Consider the following 24,629-nt stretch of genomic DNA (forward strand, 5'->3'; position numbering starts at 1 on the left):
TCGGGGGTGCCCCGTCCCGTGCTCCACCCCCACACCCGCGCGACCCCCACCGGCAACCCCCACTGAGGAGACTCATGTTCGGGCTCAGACGTGCCAGAAAGACCGCCGTGACCGTGCTGGCGACCGCCGCCGCCGCGGCGACCGCGCTCGTGGCCGCCCCCGCGGCGAGCGCCGCGCCCCAGCCCATCGTGGGCGGCACGACCACCACCACGACCGCGTACCCGTACGTCATGCAGATCACGGACGCGTCCGGCAACCAGTTCTGCGGCGGCACCCTGGTGTCCGCCAAGAAGGTGGTCACGGCGGCCCACTGCATGGTCGGCGAGTCGACGAGCAGCGTCCGCGTGGTCGGTGGCCGCACCTACCTCAACGGCACCAACGGCACGGTGAGCCGCGTCAGCAAGATCTGGATCAACCCGGACTACACCGACGCCACCCGCGGCGACGACGTGGCCGTGCTGACCCTGTCGACGTCGATGCCGTACACCCCGGTGTCCTACGTCTCCTCCTCCCAGACGAGTGTCTACGCGGCCGGCACCACGGCCCGCATCCTCGGCTGGGGCACCACCTCGGAGAACGGCAACTCCTCCAACCAGCTTCGGACCGCGACGGTGCCCACCGTGTCCGACTCGAGCTGCCGTAGCTCCTACGGTTCGGACTTCGTCCAGTCCGACATGGTCTGCGCCGGACTCACCTCCGGTGGCGTCGACACCTGCCAGGGCGACAGCGGCGGTCCCCTGATCATCGGGGGCGTCCTGGCAGGGATCACTTCCTGGGGCGAGGGCTGCGCGGAGGCCGGTTACCCGGGTGTCTACACCCGGCTGACCACCTTCTCCAGCCTGGTGACCACGCAGGTCAACTCCTGACCCGGAAGATTTCCCGAGCCTGCTCGGGTGCATGACCAGGGGGGCGCTGCGAGCCACCACGAGCGGCCCGCAGCGCCTCCCTATCCAACGCCCCCAGACGATTCCCCCGGGGGCGTACCCATGGGCGCGTGCGGTTCCGCGTGCGCCGGTGGCACTCCGGTCCATCCGCCGGGCAGGTGACCCGCCGGGGTGAACCCCCAGGTGACGGACGGCGATTCCCTACGATCGAGGCGTGTCTCTCTTCACGCTCGAACGCACCGTCCCCCTCTCGCTCGCCGAGGCATGGCGCCGGATCACCGACTGGCCCCGGCACGGGGACCTGGTGCCGCTCACCCGGATGACGGTGGTGACACCCCCGCCGACCGGCGTGGGCTCCCGCATCCTCGCCCGTACGGGTGTCGGCCCGCTGCAATTCGACGACCCGATGGACATCACCGTGTGGCGCCCTCCGCTGGACGGCGAACCGGGGCTGTGCCGGCTGGAGAAGCGCGGCCGGGTGGTGCTCGGCTGGGCGGAGATCGAGGTACGGCCGGGTCCCGGCGGGCGGGCCCGCGTGGTGTGGCGGGAGGAACTCCGCGTGTCCTTCCTGCCCCACGCCTTGGACGGGGTGGTGACGAGCGCGGCACAGTGGATGTTCGGCCGCGTGGTGAACGGGGTGCTCAGGCGGGAGTGAGCCGGCGAAGCCCGGTCGGCCAGGAAGCGCGCCCGCTCAGGCGGGCGAGCCCACCCTCAGGGGGAGGTCGTGGTGGATCGGGGTGTGGGCGCCGGTCAGGGAGATGCCGGTGCCGCCGCGCCGGGCGGCGACGATCTCCGCCGCGATGGACAGCGCCGTCTCCTCCGGGGTACGGGCGCCGAGGTCGAGCCCGATCGGCGAGCGCAGCCGGGCGAGTTGGCGGTCCGTGACGCCCGCCTCCCGCAGCCGCTCCAGCCGGTCGAGGTGGGTGCGCCGGGAGCCCATCGCACCGACGTAGGCGACGGGCAGACCGAGGGCCAGCCGCAGCAGCGGTACGTCGAACTTGGGGTCGTGGGTGAGGACGCACAGCACCGTACGGGCGTCGGTGGCGGTGCGCTCGAGGTAGCGGTGCGGCCAGTCGACGACCACCTCATCGGCCTCCGGGAACCGGGCGCGGGTGGTGAACACCGGGCGGGCATCGCACACCGTGACGTGGTGGCCGAGGAACTTGCCGACCCGGACCAGCGCGGCCGCGAAGTCGACGGCGCCGAACACGATCATCCGGGGCGGCGGCACGGCGGACTCGATCAGCACGGTGACCGGGGTCCCGCAGCGGGCGCCGCGTGCGCCCACCTCCGCGGTGCCGGTGCGGCCGGTGTCCAGGAAGGCGGCGGCCTCGGCGGCGATCGTACGGTCGAGATCGGGGTGGCCGCCGAAGCCGCCGTGCGGGGTGCCGTCACCGTCGACCAGGAGTGCGCCGCCGAGCAGTTCGGGCGGGCCCGCCGTGATCCGGGCGAGAGCTACGGCCCGGCCACTGGAAGCGGCGGCCAGTGCTTCGGCGAGCACCGGGCGGTGCCGGCTGCTCGCGCGGACCGGCACCACCAGCACGTCGATGGCTCCGCCGCAGGTCAGCCCGACGCCCAGGCCGTCCTCGTCGTCGTACCCGAAGCGTTCCAGTACGGGCCGGCCGTCCGCGAGCGCCTGTTGGCACAGCTCGTACACCGCGCCCTCCACGCAGCCGCCGGAGACCGAGCCGACGGCCGTCCCCCCGGCGTCGACCGCCAGGGCGGCGCCCGGGCGGCGGGGGGCGCTGCCGCTGACGGCGACCACGGTGGCGACCGCGAAGTCACGGCCCTCGGCGGCCCAGACGTTCAGTTCCTCGGCGATGTCCAGCATCCGGCGGCCTCCTGACGCGTCGCTCTCATGCCGTGCCGGTGAGGTGTTCGGGCCGGACCGGGGTGCGGTTCAGCTCGAGGCCGGTCGCGGCGCGGATGGCGGCGAGCACCGCCGGGGTGGACGAGAGGGTGGGGGCCTCGCCGACGCCCCGCAGCCCGTAGGGGGCGTGGTGGTCGGCGAGTTCGAGGACGTCGACCGGGATGGTCGGGGTGTCGAGGATGGTCGGGATCAGGTAGTCGGTGAAGGACGGGTTGCGCACCTTCGCCGTCACCGGGTCCACCAGGATCTCCTCCATCACCGCGACCCCGAGCCCCTGCACGGTGCCGCCCTGGATCTGGCCGAGCACGGAGAGCGGGTTGAGGGCCTTGCCGACGTCCTGGGCGCAGGCCAGCTCGACCACCTTGACCAGGCCCAGTTCGGTGTCGACCTCGACCACGGCGCGGTGCGCGGCGAAGGAGTACTGCACATGGCCGTTGCCCTGGCCGGTGCGCCGGTCGAAGGGCTGGGTCGGCCGGTGCCGCCACTCCCGCTCGATCTCGACGCTCTCCCCCTCCAGCACGTCGGCGAGGTCGGCGAGCACCTCGCCCCCGTCGGTGACCACCTTGCCCCGCTCCAGCAGGAGTTCGGCGGTGGCCCAAGCGGGGTGGTACGTACCGAACTTGCGGCGCCCGATCTCCAGCACCCGCTCCCGCACCAGCGCGCAGGCGTTGCGGACGGCGCCGCCGGTGACGTAGGTCTGCCGGGAGGCGGAGGTCGAACCGGCGCTGCCCACACGGGTGTCGGCGGGCTGGATGGTGACCTTCTCCACGCCGAGTTCGGTGCGGGCGATCTGCGCGTGCACGGTGACCCCGCCCTGGCCGACCTCCGCCATCGCGGTGTGCACGACGGCGACCGGTTCCCCGGCCACGACCTCCATGCGGACACGCGCGGTGGAGTAGTCGTCGAACCCCTCGGAGAAACCGACGTTCTTGATGCCGACCGCGTATCCGACCCCGCGCACCACCCCTTCGCCGTGGGTGGTGTTGGAGAGACCGCCGGGCAACTGCCGTACGTCGGCGCCCTCGCTGGACTCCCACTGGCGCTCGGGCGGCATGGGCATCGCCTTGACCCGGCGCAGGAGTTCGGCGACCGGCGCGGGCGAGTCCACCACCTGTCCGGTGGGCAGGGTACTGCCCTGCTCCATCGCGTTGCGCTGCCGGAACTCGACCGGGTCCAGGCCGAGTTCCCCCGCCAGCTTGTCCATCTGGGCCTCGTAGGCGAAGCACGCCTGCACCGCGCCGAAGCCGCGCATCGCCCCGCAGGGCGGGTTGTTGGTGTAGAGCGCGACGGCCTCGATGTCGACGTCGTCGACGTTGTACGGGCCGATGCCGAGGGAGGCGGCGTTGCCGACGACGGCCGGGGACGCGGAGGCGTAGGCGCCGCCGTCCAGGACGATCCGGCACTTCACATGGGTGAGCAGGCCGTCCCGGGTCGCGCCGTGCTCGTAGGTCAGCTTGGCCGGGTGGCGGTGGACATGACCGAAGAAGGACTCGAACCGGTCATAGACGATCTTCACCGGCCGGCCGGTGCGCAGGGCCAGCAGGCAGGCGTGGATCTGCATCGACAGGTCCTCGCGGCCGCCGAACGCGCCGCCGACCCCGGCCAGCGTCATGCGGACCTTGTCCTCGGGCAGGCCGAGGACGGGGGCGATCTGGCGCAGGTCGGAGTGGAGCCACTGGGTGGCGATGTAGAGGTGGACCCCGCCGTCCTCCTCGGGCACCGCGAGCCCGGACTCGGGGCCGAGGAACGCCTGGTCCTGCATGCCGAAGGTGTACTCGCCGCGCACGATCACATCGGCCCGCTCGGCGGCCGAGGCCGCGTCGCCGCGCACGATGGGCTGGCGGTGCAGGATGTTGGGGTGCGTCACGTAGGGCGCGTGGTGGTCGGTGCGGCCCTCGTGGACCAGGACCGCGTCGGGGGCGGTGGCGGAGAACTCGTCGGTGATGACGGGCAGTTCGCGGTACTCGACGCGGATCTTGGCGGCGGCCCGGCGGGCGGTCTCGGGGTGGTCGGCGGCGACCGCGGCGACGGGTTCGCCGTGGTGGCGGACCTTGCCGTGGGCGAGGACCGGGGTGTCCTGGATCTCCAGGCCGTAATGGCGCACGTCGGCGGGCAGGTCGTCGTAGGTCAGGACGGCGTGCACGCCGGGCAGGGCGAGGGCCTCGGAGACGTCGATGCTCACGATCTCGGCGTGGGCGACGGTGGAGCGCAGCAGGTGGCCCCAGAGCATGTCCTCGTGCCACAGGTCGGAGGAGTAGGCGAACTCGCCGGTGACCTTGAGGATGCCGTCCGGGCGGAGCGTGGACTCGCCGATGCCGCCCGCCGCCTGGGCGCCCTGGGTGATCTTCGTGGGGACGCCGGCCGGTCCGGGTGCGGGCATGTCAGACCTCCTCTGCCTGCCGGGCGGCCGCCAGGCGGACCGCGTCCATGATCTTCTCGTAGCCGGTGCAGCGGCACAGGTTGCCGGAGAGCGCCTCGCGGATGTCGGCGTCGGTGGGCTCCGGGTTCTGCTCCAGCAGGTCGTCGGCGGCGACCAGCAGGCCGGGGGTGCAGAAGCCGCACTGGACGGCACCGGCGTCGATGAACGCCTGCTGGATCGGCGCGAGTTGGGTTCCCTCCCCCGGCACCGGCTGCCAGCGCCGGGCCTCGTCGAGGCCGACGCCGGGCGCGGTGGTGCGGCGCGCTTCGGCGTGGTCGGCCAGGCCCTCGACGGTAACGACCTCGCGGCCCTCGGCCTGGCCCGCCGCGACCAGGCAGGAGCAGACCAGCTCGCCGTCGAGGCGGACGGTGCAGGAGCCGCACTCGCCCTGTTCGCAGGCGTTCTTGGCGCCGGGCAGCCCGAGCCGTTCGCGCAGCACGTAGAGCAGGGACTCGCCCTCCCAGACGTCGTCGGCCTGCTGCGGGCGTCCGTTGACGGTCAGACTGACGCGCATCACGCGGCTCCTTCGGTGGCTCGGCGCCCGCCCCGGTACGACTCCCAGGCCCACATCAGCGTGCGGCGGGCCAGCACGCCGATCGCGTGCCGCCGGTAGTCGGCGGTGCCGCGCACATCGTCGATGGGGTTGCAGGCGGCGGCGCACAGGGCGGCGAACTGCTTCACGGCCGAGGGCGCGACGATCTGCCCACTCTCCCAGAACCCGCCTTCCTCCAAGGCCGAGTTGAGGAACTGCTCCGCGACCTCGGCCCGGATCGGTGTGGGCGCGGCGGAGCCGATGCCGGTACGCACGGTCCGCGTCTCGGGGTGCAGGGCGAGACCGAAGGCGCACACCGCGATGACCATGGCGTTGCGGGTGCCGACCTTGGAGTACTGCTGGGGTCCGTCCGCCTTGGCGATGCGGACGGCGCGGATCAGCTCGTCGGGCTCCAGGGCGTTGCGCTTGACCCCGGTGTAGAAGGCGTCGACGGGGATGAGCCGGGTGCCGCGCGCCGCCGACTCGGCCTCGACCTCCGCCCCGGCCGCGAGCAGCGCCGGGTGGGCGTCCCCGGCGGGCGAGGCGGTGCCGAGGTTGCCGCCGACCCCGCCCCGGTTGCGGATCTGCGGCGAGGCGACGGTGTGCGCGGCGAGCGCGAGACCGGGCAGCTCGGCACGCAGGTGCCGCATGATCCGGGCGTACGGGACAGAGGCGCCCAGGCGTACGGAGTCCGCGCCGGTCTCCCACTCGGTCAGCTCGCCGATGCGGGTGAGGTCCAGGAGGTGGGTGGGGCGGCGGTGGTCGAAGTTGATCTCCACCATCACATCGGTGCCCCCGGCGATCGGCACGGCGGTGGGGTGCTCGGCCTTCGCGGCGAGCGCCTCCTGCCAGCTTGCGGGGCGAAGGAATTCCATGGCCCGGCTCTCTTCTTCCGTCTCATGACACGGGGGTCGTGAAGTCAGTACACCGGTCCTTCTTCCAACGGTGTCAGTCACCGAAAACCCGAAGGAGTTGGCTGGCCACGGCGGTCATCTTGTAGATTCGTATGAACGAAGGCCCTCGGCAACCCCTCCGTTTTCCTCCGGAAACACAGGAGACACCGCAGGTGCGGGGCACGGCCCGCGCGCCCCGCGCCGGCTCCGCCTCCGTCACCCATCCAGATCACGAAGAGTTTCGACACAGAACGGCGGCGACGAGATGCGGCTGCGCGCACTGCTGGACACCGATGCGCTGGGGCTGCGGCTGCTCGGCGGCGAGGACGAACTGGACCGTACGGTGCGCGGGGTCATGACGACCGACCTGCGCGACCCGAGCCGGTACCTGTCCGGCGGCGAGCTGGTCCTCACCGGCCTGGCCTGGCGCCGGGACGCCGGTGACTCCGAGCCGTTCGTCCGCCTCCTGGTGCAGGCCGGGGTCACCGCCCTGGCGGCCGGGGAGGCCGAGCTGGGGGACATACCCGAGGACCTGGTGGTGGCCTGCGCCCAGCACCGGATGCCGCTGCTGGCCGTGGACGAGTCGGTGGCCTTCGCCACCATCACCGAGCACGTGGTGCGCCAGGTCTCCGGTGAGCGCGCCGGTGACCTCGCCGCCGTGGTGGACCGGCACCGGCGCATGATGACCTCCGGCCCGGCGGGCGGCGGCCCCGACGTGGTCCTCGACCTGCTCGGCAGCGACCTCGACCTGCGCGCCTGGGTGCTCTCCCCCACCGGCCGCCTGATCGCGGGTTCCAAGGTCGCGGGCCCGGCGCTGCCGCCGGAGACCTGCGCCCGGCTCGCCGCCGAGCACCTCACCGCCGTACGCACCGGGCGGCGCGGGCCGCACCGGGTGCAGCTCGACGGTGTCACGTACTCCCTGTTCCCGGTCCGCTCCTCCGGCCGCGCGCCGCAGGCGGTGCCGGACGTACGGGAGACCGTGCTGTCGGACTGGCTGCTGGCCGTCGAGGCGGACGCCGCCGACTGGCCCGAGGAGCGGCTCGACCTGCTCCGGGGCGTCACCCAGCTCATCGCCGTCGAACGGGACCGGCGCGACGCCGCCCGTACGGTACGGCGCCGGCTCGCCCAGGAGGTGCTGGAGCTGGTGCAGAGCGGGGCCGCGCCCGCCGAGATCGCGGCGCGCCTCAGGGTCGCCGCACCGGTGCTGCTGCCGGGGCTCGGGGCGGCGCCGCACTGGCAGGTCGTGGTGGCCCGTGTGGAGTGGGAGGACGGCGCGGTCGCGGGCGGGCCGGTCGCCCAGTCGCTGCTGGAGGAGGTCCTCGTCGACCCGCTGGCCACCGGCCCGGAACCGGCCGACCGGGTCGCCGTCGCGCACACCGGGGACGAGGCCGTGGCGCTGGTGCCGCTGCCGGCCGTCTCCGCCGAGCACGACGGCTCCGAGGCCGGACTGCAGGCCGACGCGCTGCTGCGCTCGGTGCGCGAGGCGCTGTCGGCGGGGCTGGAGGGCGACGGACGGCTCACCCTCGGCGTGTCCGCCGCCGTGCACTCGGCGGAGGGGCTGCGCGGGGCGCTGGAGGAGGCCCGGCACGCCCGCCGGGTCGCCGCGGCCCGGCCCGGCCGGGTGTGCGCGGCGGGGCACCAGGAGCTGGCCTCGCACGTCCTGCTGCTGCCGTTCGTCCCGGACGACGTGCGGCGCGCCTTCACCGCCCGGCTGCTGGACCCGCTCACCGAGTACGACCGCCGCCACCGGGCCGAGCTGATCCCGACCCTGGAGGCGTTCCTCGACAGCGACGGCTCGTGGACGCGGTGCGCGAGCCGGCTGCATCTGCACGTCAACACGCTGCGGTACCGGGTGGGGCGGATCGAGCAGTTGACGGGCCGGGACCTGTCCCGGCTGGAGGACAAGCTGGACTTCTTCCTCGCCCTGCGGATGAGCTGAGCACCGCCGCACCGGTGTGATCAGCGGCGGTCGGCGCCGGGGAGCGAATTCGATCTTCCGGCGCCACGGGACGGCCGTTCGGCCCCCGGTCCGCAACTTTGTGAAAAGTTTCACCCACCCTCTTGGCCCGGCCCGGTGATCGGTGCTGGAATGCACGCACTCAACAGCTCGACGGCGTGCTCGGGGAGGGCAACGTGGCGCATCCCGCCATGTCTGGTGACGGAACGACCGCCGATGACGATCCGCTCCAGACCGCGGTGTGGCGGCTGCGCTCCCGGGCCTGCTGGGCCGACGCGGCGGCCCTCCTGCCCACGGACACCCCCCGCGCGACCCTCCAGCGGGCCGCGCTGCTGGTGGAGCGGTGCCTGTACACCGAGCGGGGCTGGGAGGCGGCGGAGGACGCGCTGCGCACCGCCGAGGCGCGGGCCCACAGCGACGAGGAGCGCGGGGCGGCCGCCTGCGAGCGGGGCCGGCTGGCCTACACCTCCACGCTGCACCGCGTACGGGACCGGGCCGACGAGGCGCGGGCCGCGCTCGGCCGGGCCGCCGCGCTGATCCCGCCGGGGGCTCCGGGGCGGGCCCTGCTGGACTTCCGCCGGGGCCTGCTCGCCGAGAACCTGACCCACTCCCCGCAGGCCGCCCGCGCCGCCTACCGCCGGGCCCACGCGGGCGCCACCGCCCAGTCCGACCCGCTCCTGCTCTCCTGCACCTGGCGCCACCTCGCCCAACTGGCCCTCCGTGAAGGCGAACTGGCCGAGGCCCGGCACGGCTTCGCGGAATCCCTCCGCCTCCGGGAAGACCTCGGCTACCTGATCGGCACGGCCCCCGCCCTGGTCTCCCTCGCCGAGACAGAACCCGAACCCGAGGCGACGCGGCTGCGCGAGGAGGCCGGCCGCCTCTTCCGCCTCCTGGGCGGGCTTCCTACGTGGCTGGCGGAGCACCTGAGCCCACCGGCACCGGGGGCGGCCACGGCCTGAGGGGACCGCGGTTCCCTAGTCCCGCTGCGCGAAGTGTTCCGCCACCAGGTCCCCCACCAGGTCCACGTCGCCGCAGGCCAACGCGTCCAGCAGGGCGGTGTGCTGGGCGGCGTCGCGGAGGAGGACCGCGCGGTGCTGGCGGGGCGGGGTGGTGGCGAGGGGCCACTGGGCGCGGCGGTGGAGGTCCTCGGCGATGCGGAGGAGCTGTTCGTTGCCCGCGAGGGCGAGCAGGGCGCGGTGGAAGGCGCGGTCGGCCTCGGCGTAACGGGCCGGGCAGCCGGCGCCGGCCGCGCGGGCGGTGTCCTCGGCGAGCGGGCGCAGCTCGGCGAAGCGGGCCGCCGGGACGGTGCCGGCCAGCCGCAGCAGGACGGGGACCTCGAGCAGCGCCCGTACCTCTGCCAGCTCGGCCAGCTCGCGGGCCCCGCGTTGCACGACCCGGAACCCCCGGTTGGGGACGACCTCGACGGCGCCCTCCAGCGCGAGCTGCTGCATGGCCTCGCGGACCGGGGTGGCGGAGACCCCGAACCGTTCACCGAGCACCGGCGCCGAATAGACCTCGCCGGGGCACAGTTCGCCGGTGGTCAGCGCGGAGCGCAGCGCGTCGAGGATCTGCCCCCGCACCGAGGCCCGCTGCACGACCGCACGGGGCTGGGGCAGCGGGGGCTCGCTGTGCGTGTGCTCACCCCGTACCGCCGGGGTGCCGTCGGCCCGCTCGCGGGACTGGGCGGGGACCCGCTCGGCGGGCTGGGCGGCGTGCCGGGGCAGCCCCGTACCGGAGACGTCGTGCAGGCCCTGCTTCACGGGTCCTCCTCGGGCTGTTCGGCGGCCGGGGACCGGCCCCGGACACGGACGACGGACCGTCACATGTCCGTCAAGCACCTTAGGCGCAGGAGGCGCCTCTTCAAATTCCCGGAAAGATGGGTAAGGTTAGCCTTACCTGTACGCCCGCCCCCATGTTCGAAGGATCGGTGGTCCCGCCATGCTCGCTACGGCCTCGCCGCTCACCGCAGCGTACGCCCGGCTCGGCGAGGTCTATCCGGGACTGAGCGTGACCCTTCACGAGGGTCCGGCACTGCCCTCGGGCGACGGCTGGGTCACCGCCGACGGACTCGCCGCGGGCGGCGCCCAGCTCGACTCCTTCCTCGCCTGGGACGACGCCCAGGTGCTGCGGGACTACGGGCAGCGCGCCCGCCCGGACGTCATCGCCGGCTTCGGCCTGCACCGCTACGCCTGGCCCGCCTGCCTCCTGATCACCGTCCCCTGGTTCCTGCACCGCCGGGTCCCCCGGCTGCCCGCGGCCCACGTCGCCTACCACCGCACCGAGGGCCGGATGACCGTACGGCCGGGCACCTTCGCCTGCCTGCCGGACGACCCGGCGGCCGGGCTGCCCGAGGCGGTCGTGGTGGCCGACGAGGAGGCGCTGCGCGCCGAGGTGCGCGCGGCCGTCGCCGAGCACCTCGAACCGGTGCTCGGCGGTTTCGGCCCGCGCATGCGGCGGCGCGGCCGCGCGCTGTGGGGCATGGCGACGGACGAGATCGTCGAGGGCCTGTGGTACCTCGCCTCCCTCTTCGGCGAGGGCGAGGAGCGGCGCGCGATGCGCGAGCTGGAGCTGCTGCTGCCGGGCACCACCCGTCCGTACGCGGGCTCGGCCGCGTTCCGCGAGCTGACCGGTCCGGACGGCGCCCCGCTGGCCACCCGCGACCGGGTGAGCTGCTGCATGTTCTACACGCTGCGCCCCGAGGACACCTGTGCCACCTGCCCCCGCACCTGCGACAGCGACCGCGTCGCCAAGCTGACGGCGGCCGCGGCGGCCTGAGCGAGCCGGAACCACTCGTTCGAGCGGCGGAAATCGAACTCAACTACCCCTTCGCAGCACACAGTTCGAGCAGAACGGCATCATCGCGCCGCCCCCGTGCCCCTTTGAAGGACCGTTGCCTCGAAATCCCCGGCCGGGCGCCGGGAATGGGTCACTATGACGGGCGATACGCCCTATCCCAAGGCAAGGGACCCCTGATGCGAATGACCGACATATCGCTGAACTGGCTGCTTCCGGGCGCCGTGCTGCTCCTGGGTGTACCGGCGGCGATCACGGTGCTCGCGCGCGGCAAGCGCTCCTCCGGGGAGAAGGCGGGTGCGGACGACTCCTGGGAACGCAGCGAGGAGCGCCGCAGGCGCAAGGAGGCGGTCTACGGCACCGCCTCGTACGTCCTGCTGTTCTGCTGCGCCGCGGTGGCGGCGGCCCTCTCCTTCCACGGCCTGGTCGGCTTCGGCGAGCAGAACCTCGGCCTCACCGACGGCTGGCAGTACCTGGTGCCGTTCGGCCTGGACGGCGCGGCCATGTTCTGCTCGGTCCTCGCCGTGCGCGAGGCCAGCCACGGCGACGCCGCGCTGGGTTCCCGGATGCTGGTGTGGATGTTCGCCGCCGCCGCGGCCTGGTTCAACTGGGTGCACGCGCCCCGGGGGATCGGCCACGACGGGGCGCCGCAGTTCTTCTCCGGCATGTCCCTGTCGGCGGCGGTGCTGTTCGACCGGGCGCTGAAGCAGACCCGCCGGGCCGCTCTGCGCGAACAGGGCCTGGTGCCGCGCCCGTTGCCCCAGATCCGCATCGTCCGCTGGCTGCGGGCACCGCGCGAGACCTACGGGGCCTGGTCGCTCATGCTCCTGGAGGGGGTGCGCAGCCTGGACGAGGCGGTCGAGGAGGTGCGTGACGACAAGCGGGAGAAGACCGAGGCCCGTCAGCGCCGGCGCGACCAACAGCGCGTGGAGCGGGCCCAGTTGAAGGCGCTGAGCCGGGGTGCCCGGGGCTTCGTGAGCCGGACGCCCGCGCGGACGGTGGAGGTGCAGATGGACCGCGCCGCCGCCCCGGCGACCGGGGAGCCGGCCATAGCGGCGGAGAAGCTGACCGCCCGCCCACGGCCCTCGCTGCAGTCGGTCCGGGGGGAACCGGTCACCGTCGACCTCACCGCGGAGGACGACACGATGGCGCTCCCCCGGCTCGACTCGCTGGAGCGCAAACTGAAGGACCTGGAGCAGCAGTTCGGCTGAGTCCGAGCGGCGACGGGGTGGGGACGCGATTCGTCAGGAGCGCGTCCCCACCCCGCCGTCGTATCTATGCGGCCGCCGAACCCAGTTCGAACCAGACCGACTTGCCCACCGCGTGCGCCCGTACCCCCCAGGCGTCCGCGAGGGAGCGCACCAGGACCAGGCCCCGGCCGCCCGTGTCCTCGTCCGGGGTGGGCGTGCGCATCAGAGGCCCTCGGGCCATGAAGTCCCGTACCTCCACGCGGAGTCCGCGCGGGGAGACGACGACGGTGAGGACCGCGTCGTCGTCGGTGTGCACCAGGGCGTTGGTGACGAGTTCGCTGGTGAGCAGTTCCGCTATGTCGGACCGGTCGGGCCGGTCCCAGTGCCGTAACAGGGCGCGCAGTTCGCGCCGCGCCGCGGGCACCGCCGCGAGGTCGGCCCGCGCCAGCTCGCGTCTGAGCCGGTGCGCCTCACGTGTGCCGCCGGTCTCGCCGTCCCCCGTGTCCGCCGGAGTGGCCCCCACCGTCATGGGACCGCCCCCTCGCGCCTGCTTCGTCATGACCCCCGCCCACACGTCGCCGGCCCTCCCCCTCCTGGTCGACCGCGTCCACGACGGATGGTTGCCCAGTGGACCAACGGCCAGTCATGGCCGCCGCCCGACCGCCGGGTCTTCGGCCACGCATGGCGGCCGTACGGGCGGCCCACCGGCCGTCTGGACACGCGTACGGAAAGCGCCGAGGCGGCCGAAAGACGCCGCAGGAGCCGTCTGAGGGCTCCTGCGGGCCCGTGCGCGCACCGTGCGCCCCCAATCGGTCACTCGCGGTGAAACTGACCGGAAATCACCGCTTTCCGGGGCGAGTTCAGGGCCGGGGGACGTTGCGGATGTTGGAGCGGGCCATCTGGAGCATCCGGCCGACGCCGCCGTCCAGCACGATCTTCGAGGCGGACAGCGCGAACCCGGTGACCATGTCGGCCTTGATCTTCGGCGGGATCGAGAGGGCGTTGGGGTCGGTGACCACATCCACCAGCGCCGGTCCCTTGTGCCTGAAGGCGTCCTTCAGCGCACCGGCCAACTGCTTGGGCTTCTCCACCCGCACCCCGAACACCCCGCAGGCGCGGGCGACTTCGGCGAAGTCGGGGTTCACGTCGGTGGTGCCGTACGACGGCAGGCCCGCCACAAGCATCTCCAACTCCACCATGCCGAGCGCGGAGTTGTTGAACAGCACGAGCTTGACCGGCAGATCCTGCTGCACCAGGGTCAGGAAGTCGCCCATCAGCATGGTGAATCCGCCGTCACCGGCCATGGCGACGACCTGCCGGTCGCGGTCCACGAGCTGGGCGCCGATGGCCATCGGCATCGCGTTGGCCATCGAGCCGTGCGAGAACGAACCGATGATCCTGCGGCGGCCGTTGGGCGAGATGTAGCGGGCGGCCCAGACGTTGTTCATGCCGGTGTCGACGGTGAAGATCGCGTCGTCGTCCGCCAACTCGTCCAGCACGGACGCCACATACTCGGGATGGATGGGGACGTGCTTGTCCACCTTGCGGGTGTACGCCTTGACCACGCCCTCCAGCGCGTCGGCGTGTTTCTTGAGCATCTTGTCCAGGAAGCGCCGGTCGGTCTTCTCCCGCACCCGCGGGATCAGACACCGCAGCGTCTCGCGGACGTCCCCCCACACCGCGAGGTCCAGCCGGGACCGCCGGCCGATGACCTCGGGCCGTACGTCGATCTGCGCGATCTTCACGTCGTCCGGGAGGAACGCGTTGTACGGGAAGTCGGTGCCGACCAGGATCAGCAGCTCGCACTCGTGGGTGGCCTCGTAGGCGGCGCCGTAACCGAGCAGCCCGCTCATGCCGACGTCGAACGGGTTGTCGTACTGAATCCACTCCTTGCCGCGCAGGGCATGGCCCACCGGGGACTTGATCCGGCCCGCGAACTCCATCACCTCGGCGTGCGCGCCCGCCGTGCCCGCGCCGCAGAACAGGGTGACCTTGTCGGCCTGGTCGATCATCTCCACCAGGCGGTCGATCTCGGCGTCGCCGGGGCGGATCGTGGGCCGGGAGGTGACCAGGGCGCTCTCGAAGGACTGGTCGGGCGCGGGCAGGTCGGCGACGTCGCCGGGCAGCGTGACCACACTGACGCCGCGCTGGCCGATGGCGTGCTGGATGGCGGTCTGGAGCAGCCGGGGCATCTGCTGCGGGTTGGAGATCATCTCGCTGTAGTGGCTGCACTCCTCGAACAGCCGCTCCGGGTGCGTCGCCTGGAAGTAGGAGAGGCCGATCTCGCTGGACGGGATGTGGGAGGCGAGCGCCAGTACGGGCGCCATGGAGCGGTGGGCGTCGTAGAGGCCGTTGATCAGGTGCAGGTTGCCGGGGCCGCAGGAACCCGCGCACGCGGTGAGCTTGCCGGTGATCTGCGCCTCGGCGCCGGCCGCGAAGGCGGCGACCTCCTCGTGCCGCACATGCACCCAGTCGATCGCGGCGTTGCGGCGCACGGCGTCCACGACCGGGTTGAGGCTGTCGCCGACGACGCCGTACATACGGCGCACGCCGGCGCGGGCGAGGATGTCGACGAACTGTTCGGCGACGTTCTGTTTGGCCATGACGCTCGTCCGCCCCTTCGCGGTCCCTGGGATATGCCCCTGCGCTTCCATCAAGTCACAGGGGCCCCGGTTACGCCTCCCAAACGGCGGCGGCCGTACGGTCGTCGGCGTACCCCTTCACCCTCGTCTGCGTGTCCGCGAGGAACCCGGCGAGACCGGGCGCGGCGGCGCGCGACCAGCGGCGGCCCAGGAACGCCCGCAGCGACGCCTCGCCGCGCAGCGGGTCCGCGAGGCCGGAGGTGCACATCATCAGCACATCACCCGGCCGGGCTATGGCGGCCCGGAACCGGAACGGCGTCTGCGGCGGCTCGGCGGGCTCGTACGGGCTCGGCGGGACCGGGATACCGAGGTCCATCGTGAGGCGGTCGCCGTCGGGGGTGCCCTCGCCCGGTGCGGCCGGTACGGCTGGTACGGCTGGTTCGAGGGACCGCCACTCGCCGTCCCGCAGCCGGAACAGGCCGCCCTCACCGGCGCCGAAGAACACACGGGTGCGGCAGTCGGGGTCGGCGGGCAGCAGCAGACAGCGCAGGCTCGCGGTGGGCTCGCCGGAGGCGGCGCGGAGTTTGCCGAGGGTGCGGTCGGTGAGGCGGTTCAGGCCGGACTTGAGGTCGCCGCGCCGGTCTGCGCGCAGGTCCTCGACCAGCCGTTCGTGGCTGCGTCCCAACGCCTGCCCGGTCCACCGGCACGCCTCGGCGGCCGCCCGGTGCGCGCCGGGCGCGGCCCGCGCGCCGGTCGCCATCGCCACCAGCACCAGCGCCTGCTCCCCCGCCCCGAACCGCGCCACCAGCAGCGCGTCCCGCCGCGCCTCCCCCCGGTACCGCGCGGAGTCCCCCCGCAACGACACCGCCCGCAAGGTGCACGCCCCGTACCGCGCCCCCTCCAGCACGGTGTCCGGCACCAGCTCCCCGAGTTCCTCGGGATCGGCGGCGGGCAGCGCGGTGGGCTCGGGCGCGTAGGTGGGCGGCCGGGAGCCGACGTAGTCGGGGCTGGGGGGCGCGGCTGGCGTGAAGTGGGCTACGCCGGTGACGACGGGGCCTCGGGGGGCGCCGGGGCCGGGGGGCTGCTCCGCAGCGGGTGCTGGCCAGCCGGGCATGGGCGGGACGGCGGGGGGTCGGCCGGGCTGGGGGTCTGGGGCGGCGGGAGGTCGGTGCGGCGGGGGGGCCGGGGCGGTCGGCGAAACGGAGGTGCGGGCTGCCGGTGTGTCCGGGGCGCTCGGCGGGACCACGGGAGGTTCGCCCGGCTGTGGGTACGGGGCGCTCGGTGGGACGGTGGGAGGCCGGTCCGACTCGGAGCCGGGGGCGGCGGGCGTAACCGGGGCGCGGCCTGCCGGTGTCTCCGGGGCACTGGGCGGGACGGCGGGAGGTCCGCCCGGCTGTGGGTACGGGGCGCTCGGCGGTACCGGCGTCCGCCCCGCTGACCATTCGGGAGCGGGCGGCTCCGTGGGGACAGCGGGCGCCACTCGCCGGGGGTCCGGCGCAGGGGGCGCGGTCGGCGGGGCCGGGGCGTCCCTCCTGGGAGGGACAGGCGGGGGCGGCCCCGCATCCGGTACGGGAGGCGTGCCCGGCACCACCGGACCGGCAGACGACCCGGCGGGCGGGGGCTGCCGCACGTCCGGCACAGGAGGCGAGGCGGGCGGCGGCGCGGAAGGCGGGACCGGCGGCTCCGAGGCGGCCGGGGTCCGCCGGGCGTCCGGCACGGGAGGCGGGAACGGAGGGGCAGCCGGTCCGACCGGCGGGGTGCGCCCGCCCGGGGCATCCAGCGGCGCCCCTCCCCCGGCAGGCGGCTCGGCGTCCCGCTGGGCCGGAAACGGCGGGCGTTCCCCGGGGGCCGGGCCGTCGGTTCTCCGGTCCGGCAGGGGCGGTGAACCCCCCTGCGCCGGGCCCCGGTCCTCCGCGCCGCCAGGCCCCCGCCCCATCGTGCGCTTCGCCGAGGCGTAGCGGTCGTCCAGGGAATCCGGGGCCGGTGCCGGTCCGGTGTCCTCGGCCGTTTCGTCGTAGAGCTGCCCCCACCAGTCGTCGTCCTGGCGAGTGGGCCCGCCCCCCTGCTGACTCATGCCGGTAATTGTCACCACGCGGGCCGCGCGGAAACGGGGCATCGGCGAAATCCGGCCCTCCTCGCCCAGCGCATCGAGGGACAGGGCGAACGGCCGTACGTAATCTGCGGTTCCGTCCGGGCTCGGGCACGCTGGGCAGATGGGAGCGTGGGAACTCCTGCTGGTCGGCCTGGTGATCGCGCTCGGCCTGTGCGGAGTGCTGGTGCCCGGGGTGCCGGGTTCGTGGCTGGTGTGGGCCGGTGTCCTGTGGTGGTCGCTGACGAACCCGTCCGGCCTGGCCTGGGCCCTCCTGGTCGGCGCGACCGTCGTGCTGCTGCTGGCGCACGTCGTCCGCTGGACGCTGCCCGCGCGCCGGCTGCGCGCGAGCGGCGCGACGCCCCGGATGGCGGTGTACGCGGGCGTCGGCGCGCTCGTCGGCTTCGTGCTGCTGCCGGTGGTGGGCGCGTTGCCCGGCTTCATGGGCGGGATCTACCTCGGCGAACGGCTCCGCCTCGGCAGCCACGGCGAGGCGATGGCCGCGCTGCGTACGGCGATGCGCTCGGGCGGCTCCAGCGTGTTCACGGAACTCTTCGCCTGCCTGCTGATCGCGGCGGCATGGCTGGGCGCGGTGGTCTGGGGCTGACCCCGTTCACAGCAGCACGCGGCTCACACAGTCGGCGACCGCCCGCATCCCGTCGTCGTCGAAGTGCAGATGGTCGCCGGGGTCGTAGCGCGGCAGCAGCCGTACCGGGTCGGCCGGATCGCGCAGCGCCGCGTCCGCGTCGCAGACCGCGTCGAAGGCGCCGCCGGTGCGGATGAACTCGTTGACCCCCTGTCGTACCTTCTCGCGGGCCGCCGTGTGGGCCGGGTAGCCGCCGTACGGGGTGAGGGTGACGCCCACGACTCGCAGGTGCCGGGCGTGGGCGCGGGCGACGAGGGTGCGGTAGGCGTCGGCGTAGGCGCTGACGTCGTCGGCGGTGGGGCTGCCGTTGATGTCGTTGACGCCCTCGAAGACGACGAGGAAGCGGACCCCGGCACGGTCCAGCGCGTCCACGTCGAGCCGGGCGAGCGCGCCGGGGCCGGTGCCGTCGCGCAGCAGGCGGTTGCCGCCGATGCCCGCGTTGAGGACGCCGAGGCGGCGGTGGCGCTCGGCCAGCAGGTCGGGCCAGCGGTGGTTGGCGTCGTGGGTGGAGCCGTGGCCGTCGGTGAGCGAGTCGCCGAAGGCGACGACGCTGGCGGTGGCGACGCCGCGTACGTCGACCCCGGCGACGTAGTACCAGTTGCTGATCGGGGTGCGGTACGCCGACCCGTCCTCGTCGGCCGCGTGCCCGGCGCCGACCAGTGCGACCCAGCTTGTCTGGAGGGCGGTGCCGTGCTGGGTGGCGGGGCCGGAGTCGTCCGGGGTGAGGACGGTGACCAGGAGATCGGCGGCGGCCGGGACGGTGAGCCGGACCGGGTCGGTGAGCAGGTCCCGGCCGGGCGGGACCGTGGCGCTGGTGGCACGCCGGAAGGTGGCGGTGCGCAGGGTGCCGGGTACGGCGTCCGGGCCCTGACCCTGCCGCAGGGCGACGGTGACCGCGCCGAGGTGCAGCGGGGTGGTGCCGAGCCGGTTGGTGACCCGTACCCGCAGCTCGTGGCCGCCGACGCTGAGGTGGACGACGTTGCGGATCGCGGCGCCGGGCAGAGCGGGGGCGGTGCCGGAGGGGGCGGCCTCCCAGGTGCCGGTCCAGGGCTGGTCACCGGCGGCGGCCCAGGCCGGTGCGGGGGTGAGCAGAAGCAGCAGGACCGCCAGGAACCGTACGGCACCGCCCATGTCCGCCCCTTTCCGCACCGGGCCCGTCCGGATGTCCGGGCCACCCCAGGCGACGGTGTCACACGGGCGTGCCGGGGCCGGGGCACCCGCACCGCGGGCCCACCCGCTCGGCCCAGCCGGTCGGGTGGGCCCGGTCAGCTCACCCGCGCCTCTGACCAACTTGTGCTGCGGCTACCCAGGGGCGCGGGGAACTGCGCGACCAGCCACGACGGCCCCGCAGCCGCCCACGCACAGAACAGCCGGCAACCGAACAGACGCCAGCTCCCGAACCGCCCTCCACCACCCCCACCCAGGGGCGCGGGGAACTGCGCGACCAGCCACGACGGCCCGCAGCCCCCCACGCACCGAACAGCCCGCGACAGGACGGGCAGAGGCTACGCGCCCCCCAGCACTCCCTCCAGCCGCAGCAGCCACATCTTCCGCTCCAGCCCGCCCGCATACCCCGTCATCGTGCCGTCGGCCCCGATGACCCGGTGGCAGGCGCGGACGACCAGCAGGGGGTTGGCACCGAGCGCACCCCCGACCGCCCGGATCGCGGCACGCGGAGCACCGACCTGGGCCGCGATCGCACCGTACGTGGTGGTGGCCCCGTAGGGGACGGCGTCCAGGGCGCCCCACACCCGCTCGCGGAACTCGGTGCCCCGCACACGGACCGGCAGGTCGAACTCCTTGAGGTCTCCGGCGAAGTACGCGGTGAGCTGTTCGGTGGCTTCCCGGAAGGGTCCCGCGTCGTGCCGCCAGCCCTCCTGGACGGTCCGGCCGCCCTTCTGGCCGGGTACGGAGACCGAGGTCAGCGCGCCGTCGGCGTCGGCGGTGAGCAGCAGGGGGCCGACCGGGGAGGCCAGTTCGGTCCAGTAGGGGTTGTCCATGATCGCCATCACTCGGTCAGCTCCTCGGCGACCCGTAGGTGGTGAACGGCGTAGGACCGCCAGGGCCGCCAGGCTTCGGGCAGGTCCGTACCGGGTGGGGTGACGTCCGGGTCGCCGAGCACGCGCGCCCGGAGGGCGGCGACGGCGGCCGGGGTGATGCCGGGCAGCGCTTCCAGGACGCGCCGCGCCTCGTCCCGGTCGGCGCCGGGGTCGAGGCGCATGCGGCCGTCGGCGAGGGCGGCGGCGAGCGTGCCGAGCGGGGTTCCGGCCTCGGCCTCGGCGAGGACGGCGGGCTCGGGGAAGAGGTGGGTGAGGGCACCGCTGGGCGCGTCGAGCGCCTTGCCGTACCGGAGGACGAATCGTGTGACCTCGTCCGGCGACCCGCTGAGCACGCGGGCGGCGATCTCCAGCGGGTCCACCGCGCCCGGTGAGCGCAGGCCGGGCCGGGCGGCGACCAGCGGGGCGAGCCGGGGGTCGGCGCCGAGGCGGGCGTCGACGGCGTAGGGGTCGGCGTCCAGGTCGTACAGCCGGCGCAGCCGGTGCACGGCGGTGGTGAGGTCGCGGGGGTCGGTGAGCAGCAGCCGGGCGTCGAGCCAGCCGCCGGGCCGGGTGCCGCCGCGCGGCTCGGGGGTGTGGGCGCGCTCGTGGACGACGGCGACACCGGTGCCGTACGGCAGCCGCAGGGTGCGCCGGTGGACGCGGGCGCCCGGGGTGCCGGTCACCTCCTCGACGCCGGGTACGGCCTCGCGGGCGAGCAGGTCGAAGACGGCGCCGGCCTGGTACGGGCCCCGGTGGGCGAGGCGCAGCGGGATACCGGTGCCGGGGGCGCCGCGGCGGGAGCGCGGGGCAGCGTCGCGTACCTCGGTGGGGGTGTGGGCGTAGACCTCGCGGATGGTGTCGTTGAACTGGCGGATGCTGCGGAAGCCGGACGCGAACGCGATCTCGGTGACCGGGAGTTCGGTGGTCCGCAGCAGGGTGCGCGCGGTGTGGGCGCGCTGGGCGCGGGCGAGCGCGACGGGTCCGGCGCCGACCTCGCCGGTGAGCTGGCGCTGCACCTGCCGGGCGCTGTAGCCGAGGCGGGCGGCGAGGCCGGTGACGCCCTCGCGGTCGACGACGCCGTCCGCGATCAGCCGCATGGCCCGGCCGACGACGTCCGCGCGGACGTTCCACTCGGCCGAGCCCGGCACGGCGTCCGGGCGGCAGCGACGGCAGGCCCGGAAGCCCGCGCCCTGGGCGGCGGCGGCCGTGCGGAAGAACGTCACGTTGCACCGCTTCGGGGTGACCGCGGGGCAGCTCGGGCGGCAGTAGATGCCGGTGGTCCGGACGGCGAAGAAGAAGACGCCGTCGAACCGCCCGTCGCGGCTGCGCACCGCCTCGTACCTGCTGTCATCGTCCGTCATGCGTCCAGTGTCGGACGTGGGAGGGGGGCCGGGCCAGCGGAAAACGGACATGCAGCCCGGTCCCCCTGCCCGGCCCCCTTACGGGTCAGGTCCAGGGCCCCTTCTTGGCCCGCATCGCCGCCCGGCCCTCGGCTCCCTTGCGCTTCCAGTCCTTGCGGAGCTCGGCGCGCAGGCGGGCGTCGGTCTTGGCGACGATCCACTGGTTCTCGCGGACCAGCTTGCGGTAGCTCTCCAGTCGCCGGACGGGCAGCTCGCCGGAGTCGACGGCGGCGGTGACCGCGCAGCCGGGCTCGGCGGCGTGGGAGCAGTCGTGGAACCGGCAGCGCGCCGCCAGTTCCTCGATCTCGGAGAACACCTGGCCGACCCCGCTCTCCGCGTCGTACAGGCCGACGCCGCGCAGTCCGGGGGTGTCGATGAGCACGCCCCCGCCGGGCAGCGGGAGCAGGTTGCGGGTGGTCGTGGTGTGCCGGCCCTTGCCGTCCACGTCCCGCGCGGCCTGGACGTCCATGACGTCCGTACCGACGAGCGCGTTGGCCAGCGTGGACTTGCCCGCGCCGGACTGCCCGAGCAGCACGGCGGTGCCGGTGCCGATCAGCGCCCGGAGCACGTCCAGCCCGTCGCCGTGCAGCGCGCTGACGGTGAGTACGGGGACGCCGGGCGCGGTGGTCTCGACGTCCTGTACGAGGTGCGCGAGCGTCGCGGGGTCCGGTACGAGGTCGGCCTTGGCCAGCACGACCACCGGCTGCGCCCCGGACTCCCACGCCAGCGCGAGAAACCGCTCGACCCGCCCGAGGTCCAGCTCGACGGCGAGCGACACGGCGACCACGGCGTGATCGACGTTGGCCGCGAGAATCTGCCCGTCGGACCGCTTGGACGAGGTGGACCGCACGAACGCCGTCCGGCGGGGAAGGTAGGCCCGGACGTACCGGGGGTCGCCGCCCTCGGGGTCGACGGCGACCCAGTCCCCCGTGCACACGACCTTCATCGGGTCACGGGGGACGACGAACTCGGTGTCCGCACGGACGACCCCGTCCGCGGTGAGGACATCACACTGCCCCCGGTCCACCCGGACGACCCGCCCGGGAAGCAGCCCCTGACGGGCGTAGGGAGCGAACTCGGCTTCCCAGTGGGAGTCCCAGCCGAGGGGCAAAAGAGCATGCGAGGAGGAGAGTTGCAAGGGAGACCCTTCACAAGGGTGACCCCGGCGAGCGCCTAGGGCGCGATCGGATCAGCCGGTGGCCACGGAGGTGGAGTGGATGAACTTCTGGTCGCGGGCACGGCCCAGCACAGAGACAGCCATCGGTCACACCTCCCTTTCCTCACTCAGCCTGAAGCGGCGACGACCTACCGCCGCGCGAAGCGGTCCTCACTCTAGAGCGACGAGTGCTGAGCCGCCATCGATTTCCGTCGCGTCCAGCAGGTGGTGCATGACGGCTTCCGGGAGGGCGGGGTTGGCCGCGGCGGAGTTTGCCGTGGTGCGGTCGTACAGGCGGGTGGTCAGGACGTGGACGGGGAGGCGGGGGTCGGCGGCTGCGGCGTCCCGTATGTACGCGTGCGGATCGTCGAGCAGGCGGATCACGGAGGCGACGGACAGCCGCTCGTCGGCCAGCGCGGATCGGCGGATAGTCGCGTCCGCGTCACGGCTGAAGCGTTCCACCAGTTCGGTGGGTGACTCCGGGTCGAGGAGGGCGAGTTTACGGGTGCGGGGGTCGGGGTCGTCCGCGAAGCGGAGAAGGCCCTGCCGGGGGAAGTTGGGGTGCTCGATCATCCGGGCGGACGAGTAGCCGTTCCAGGTCCGCACCATCTCCAGCAGGAGGTCCGCCGGGGCCTGGGCGCAGCTTTCGGCGAGGAAGAGCCGGACGACCCGGTCCTCGTCGCGCGCCAGCAGGTCGACCACGTCGGGCGGCAGGTTCGTCGCGCACGCGGCGCTGCGGCGGAGCATGACGTGTGCGGAGGTGGCGCAGCGGCGCATGGCCTCCTCGTCGTCCGCCAGCTCTTGGACCCACGGGAGGGGGCGGCAGTGGGCGTCCGGATCGAAGTCGATGGCCACGCGGGAGCGTTCCGCTTCGGTGAGCTCCGGACGGACGTACACCCACCAGCGGATGCCGGGGTCCGGGTCCTGGCCGAGCAGAGCCACCAAGTCGGCGTCCAGATGCGGATTCCGGGCGACGGCCCTGCGCAGGGTGGTCTCGGTGCCGTGGACCAGTTCCTCGGCCAGCTCACGGGCGAGAACGCAGGTGAGCGCGGCGCGCTCCCGGTGGGCGGCACCGGGAAGTGCGGCGAAGTCGGCCGGCGGGAGGGGGGTGGAGTCGTGGTGGAGCAGCATGGCTGTGAACCGCACGCCGGCGTCCGGGTCCGCGAGCAGGGCCGCCCGCGCCGGAGGAGCCAGATGCGTCCAGGCACGCGGGACGGCTTCCTTCCGTACTGCGGTGTCCGGGTCGGCGGCCAGCGCGACGAGGTGCCGCACCGGCAGGTCGCGGTGACGGACCAGCTCGGCACGCACGCGCGGGCTGGGGTCAGTGGCGAGCTGGGCGAAGGTCGCGGCGGTGAGCGGCGGGTGCTGGTCCACCACACTGGTGAGGAGCGACCACCGGTGTCGCGGATCGGGATCGCGGAAGAGCACGGCGCTCTGTTCGGCGTCGAGCGGCCGCTCCGCCAATTGCTCGCGCACCCGCCACTCGGGGTGCGCGACCCAGGCCGCGACCACCTCCTCGGGGAGTTCCCGATATCTGAGCCCGGACGGGAGCCGCTCCTCAGGGGCGACGTCGAGGAGGCGGCACAGCACGGCCGGAGAGGCGGAAGGGTTTGCGCCCAGCCCCTCGCGCCATGCGCCCCGCAGCCGCGCCGACCCCGTCTTCCGTCGCAGGACGGTGTCCCAGCCGGCGTCCGGTCTCTCCACCGCCAACCCCCGTGCCCACGCCTCCAGCCAGTCCCCGAACGGGGCGACGGCCACGAACCAGACCTCGTACTCCTCGCAGGTGACGCCCAGGACGCTCTCCCCGTCCGGGGACATCGTCACGAACTCCGGCTGACCCGGGCGGGGGCCGAGGAGGCCGGCCAGATCCCACTGCTCCCCCAGCCGCACTCGGGTCCAGCAGGCGCAGCCGTGATTGGCGACGTGGATCAGGAACTCCCCGTCCCCGTCGATCACACCGCGCTCGACGGCGAGCCGGTGCCACTGCCGGTTCAACTCGGCGACCAGGTCGGGACGGTCGTCCGGCACCGCGAGCGTGGGCTCCGTGCTCGCCGCGATCACGGGACGCCAGGCAGCTTGTGAGGGCAGCGCCTCGGAGACCCTGCCGTCCCCGACCTTCTCCAGGCCGGCGCGGTGGAGCAGTTCGTGCAGTTCACCATGGCTGTCCGTCATGACGGCC

General features: G+C 74.0%; 20 protein-coding genes. 7 read left to right on the top strand and 13 right to left on the bottom strand.

The features are described from left to right. Positions 1-74 precede the first annotated feature (74 nt). Positions 75-866, top strand: a complete 792-nt coding sequence (locus E5083_RS15255) for a S1 family peptidase (RefSeq protein WP_135786232.1) — start codon at positions 75-77, stop codon at positions 864-866. Positions 867-1,098: 232 nt separating this feature from the next. Next, the gene (locus E5083_RS15260; RefSeq protein ID WP_135786233.1) at positions 1,099-1,539 is read left to right on the top strand and encodes an SRPBCC family protein; all 441 of its coding nucleotides are present in this window, start codon (positions 1,099-1,101) and stop codon (positions 1,537-1,539) included. Between the two features lie 36 nt (positions 1,540-1,575). On the opposite strand, the gene E5083_RS15265 is transcribed toward E5083_RS15260, so the two are convergent. The 4 genes from E5083_RS15265 to E5083_RS15280 are packed head-to-tail and all read right to left on the bottom strand — an operon-like array spanning position 1,576 to position 6,580. Further along, complete coding sequence (locus E5083_RS15265) at positions 1,576-2,715, bottom strand: XdhC family protein (protein ID WP_135786234.1); 1,140 nt, start codon at positions 2,713-2,715, stop codon at positions 1,576-1,578. 25 nt (positions 2,716-2,740) lie between these two features. After that, positions 2,741-5,134: a xanthine dehydrogenase subunit D gene (gene pucD, locus E5083_RS15270; protein ID WP_135786235.1), complete on the bottom strand. Its 2,394-nt coding sequence runs from the start codon at positions 5,132-5,134 to the stop codon at positions 2,741-2,743. 1 nt (position 5,135) lies between these two features. Further along, a complete protein-coding gene (locus E5083_RS15275; protein WP_135786236.1) occupies positions 5,136-5,687 on the bottom strand; it encodes a (2Fe-2S)-binding protein in 552 nt (183 codons plus the stop codon). Then, positions 5,687-6,580, bottom strand: coding sequence for an FAD binding domain-containing protein (locus tag E5083_RS15280; protein ID WP_135786529.1), 894 nt, complete (start codon positions 6,578-6,580; stop codon positions 5,687-5,689). Before E5083_RS15280 ends, E5083_RS15275 begins: the two co-directional genes overlap by 1 nt. Positions 6,581-6,863: 283 nt before the next feature. Here E5083_RS15280 and E5083_RS15285 point away from each other — a divergent pair, with 283 nt between their 5' ends. Then, complete coding sequence (locus tag E5083_RS15285) at positions 6,864-8,537, top strand: PucR family transcriptional regulator (RefSeq protein WP_135786237.1); 1,674 nt, start codon at positions 6,864-6,866, stop codon at positions 8,535-8,537. A 209-nt stretch (positions 8,538-8,746) separates the two neighbouring features. Continuing rightward, the gene (locus E5083_RS15290) at positions 8,747-9,514 is read left to right on the top strand and encodes a hypothetical protein (protein ID WP_135786238.1); all 768 of its coding nucleotides are present in this window, start codon (positions 8,747-8,749) and stop codon (positions 9,512-9,514) included. A 15-nt stretch (positions 9,515-9,529) separates the two neighbouring features. On the opposite strand, the gene E5083_RS15295 is transcribed toward E5083_RS15290, so the two are convergent. Further along, positions 9,530-10,315, bottom strand: a complete 786-nt coding sequence (locus E5083_RS15295) for a GntR family transcriptional regulator (protein ID WP_135786239.1) — start codon at positions 10,313-10,315, stop codon at positions 9,530-9,532. A 178-nt stretch (positions 10,316-10,493) separates the two neighbouring features. Between E5083_RS15295 and E5083_RS15300 the strand changes: the two genes are divergently transcribed. Continuing rightward, positions 10,494-11,330 carry a (2Fe-2S)-binding protein gene (locus tag E5083_RS15300; protein ID WP_135786240.1) on the top strand — a complete coding sequence of 279 codons (837 nt, stop codon included), beginning with the start codon at positions 10,494-10,496 and terminating at the stop codon, positions 11,328-11,330. A gap of 197 nt (positions 11,331-11,527) precedes the next feature. Then, positions 11,528-12,559, top strand: coding sequence for a DUF2637 domain-containing protein (locus E5083_RS15305; RefSeq protein WP_135786241.1), 1,032 nt, complete (start codon positions 11,528-11,530; stop codon positions 12,557-12,559). A gap of 64 nt (positions 12,560-12,623) precedes the next feature. On the opposite strand, the gene E5083_RS15310 is transcribed toward E5083_RS15305, so the two are convergent. The 3 genes from E5083_RS15310 to E5083_RS31700 form a co-directional block, all read right to left on the bottom strand. Then, entirely contained in the window at positions 12,624-13,067 is a 444-nt protein-coding gene (locus tag E5083_RS15310; RefSeq protein ID WP_135786242.1) for an ATP-binding protein, read from the bottom strand. A gap of 331 nt (positions 13,068-13,398) precedes the next feature. After that, positions 13,399-15,141, bottom strand: a complete 1,743-nt coding sequence (locus E5083_RS15315) for a pyruvate dehydrogenase (RefSeq protein WP_135786243.1) — start codon at positions 15,139-15,141, stop codon at positions 13,399-13,401. Positions 15,142-15,211: 70 nt separating this feature from the next. Continuing rightward, on the bottom strand, positions 15,212-16,234 hold the full coding sequence (locus tag E5083_RS31700; RefSeq protein WP_244317507.1) for a protein phosphatase 2C domain-containing protein: 1,023 nt from the start codon (positions 16,232-16,234) through the stop codon (positions 15,212-15,214). 1,099 nt (positions 16,235-17,333) lie between these two features. Between E5083_RS31700 and E5083_RS15325 the strand changes: the two genes are divergently transcribed. Then, a complete protein-coding gene (locus tag E5083_RS15325; protein ID WP_135786245.1) occupies positions 17,334-17,816 on the top strand; it encodes a DUF456 domain-containing protein in 483 nt (160 codons plus the stop codon). Positions 17,817-17,822: 6 nt separating this feature from the next. Here the strand turns inward: E5083_RS15325 and E5083_RS15330 are convergent, their stop codons facing one another. The 5 genes from E5083_RS15330 to E5083_RS15350 all read right to left on the bottom strand — a co-directional run bounded on the left by E5083_RS15330 (position 17,823) and on the right by E5083_RS15350 (position 24,622). After that, positions 17,823-18,986 carry an SGNH/GDSL hydrolase family protein gene (locus E5083_RS15330; RefSeq protein ID WP_135786246.1) on the bottom strand — a complete coding sequence of 388 codons (1,164 nt, stop codon included), beginning with the start codon at positions 18,984-18,986 and terminating at the stop codon, positions 17,823-17,825. 374 nt (positions 18,987-19,360) lie between these two features. Continuing rightward, a complete protein-coding gene (locus tag E5083_RS15335) occupies positions 19,361-19,855 on the bottom strand; it encodes a methylated-DNA--[protein]-cysteine S-methyltransferase (RefSeq protein ID WP_135786530.1) in 495 nt (164 codons plus the stop codon). A gap of 8 nt (positions 19,856-19,863) precedes the next feature. Continuing rightward, positions 19,864-21,255 (bottom strand): DNA-3-methyladenine glycosylase 2 family protein, encoded by a 1,392-nt coding sequence (locus tag E5083_RS15340; protein ID WP_135786247.1) that lies wholly within the window; start codon positions 21,253-21,255, stop codon positions 19,864-19,866. An 85-nt stretch (positions 21,256-21,340) separates the two neighbouring features. Continuing rightward, the gene (rsgA, locus tag E5083_RS15345; RefSeq protein WP_244317508.1) at positions 21,341-22,405 is read right to left on the bottom strand and encodes a ribosome small subunit-dependent GTPase A; all 1,065 of its coding nucleotides are present in this window, start codon (positions 22,403-22,405) and stop codon (positions 21,341-21,343) included. A gap of 216 nt (positions 22,406-22,621) precedes the next feature. Next, positions 22,622-24,622, bottom strand: coding sequence for a PE-PGRS family protein (locus E5083_RS15350; RefSeq protein WP_135786249.1), 2,001 nt, complete (start codon positions 24,620-24,622; stop codon positions 22,622-22,624). Positions 24,623-24,629: the final 7 nt, after the last annotated feature.

The organism is Streptomyces bauhiniae (assembly GCF_004784475.1).
GTDB lineage: Bacteria > Actinomycetota > Actinomycetes > Streptomycetales > Streptomycetaceae > Streptomyces > Streptomyces seoulensis.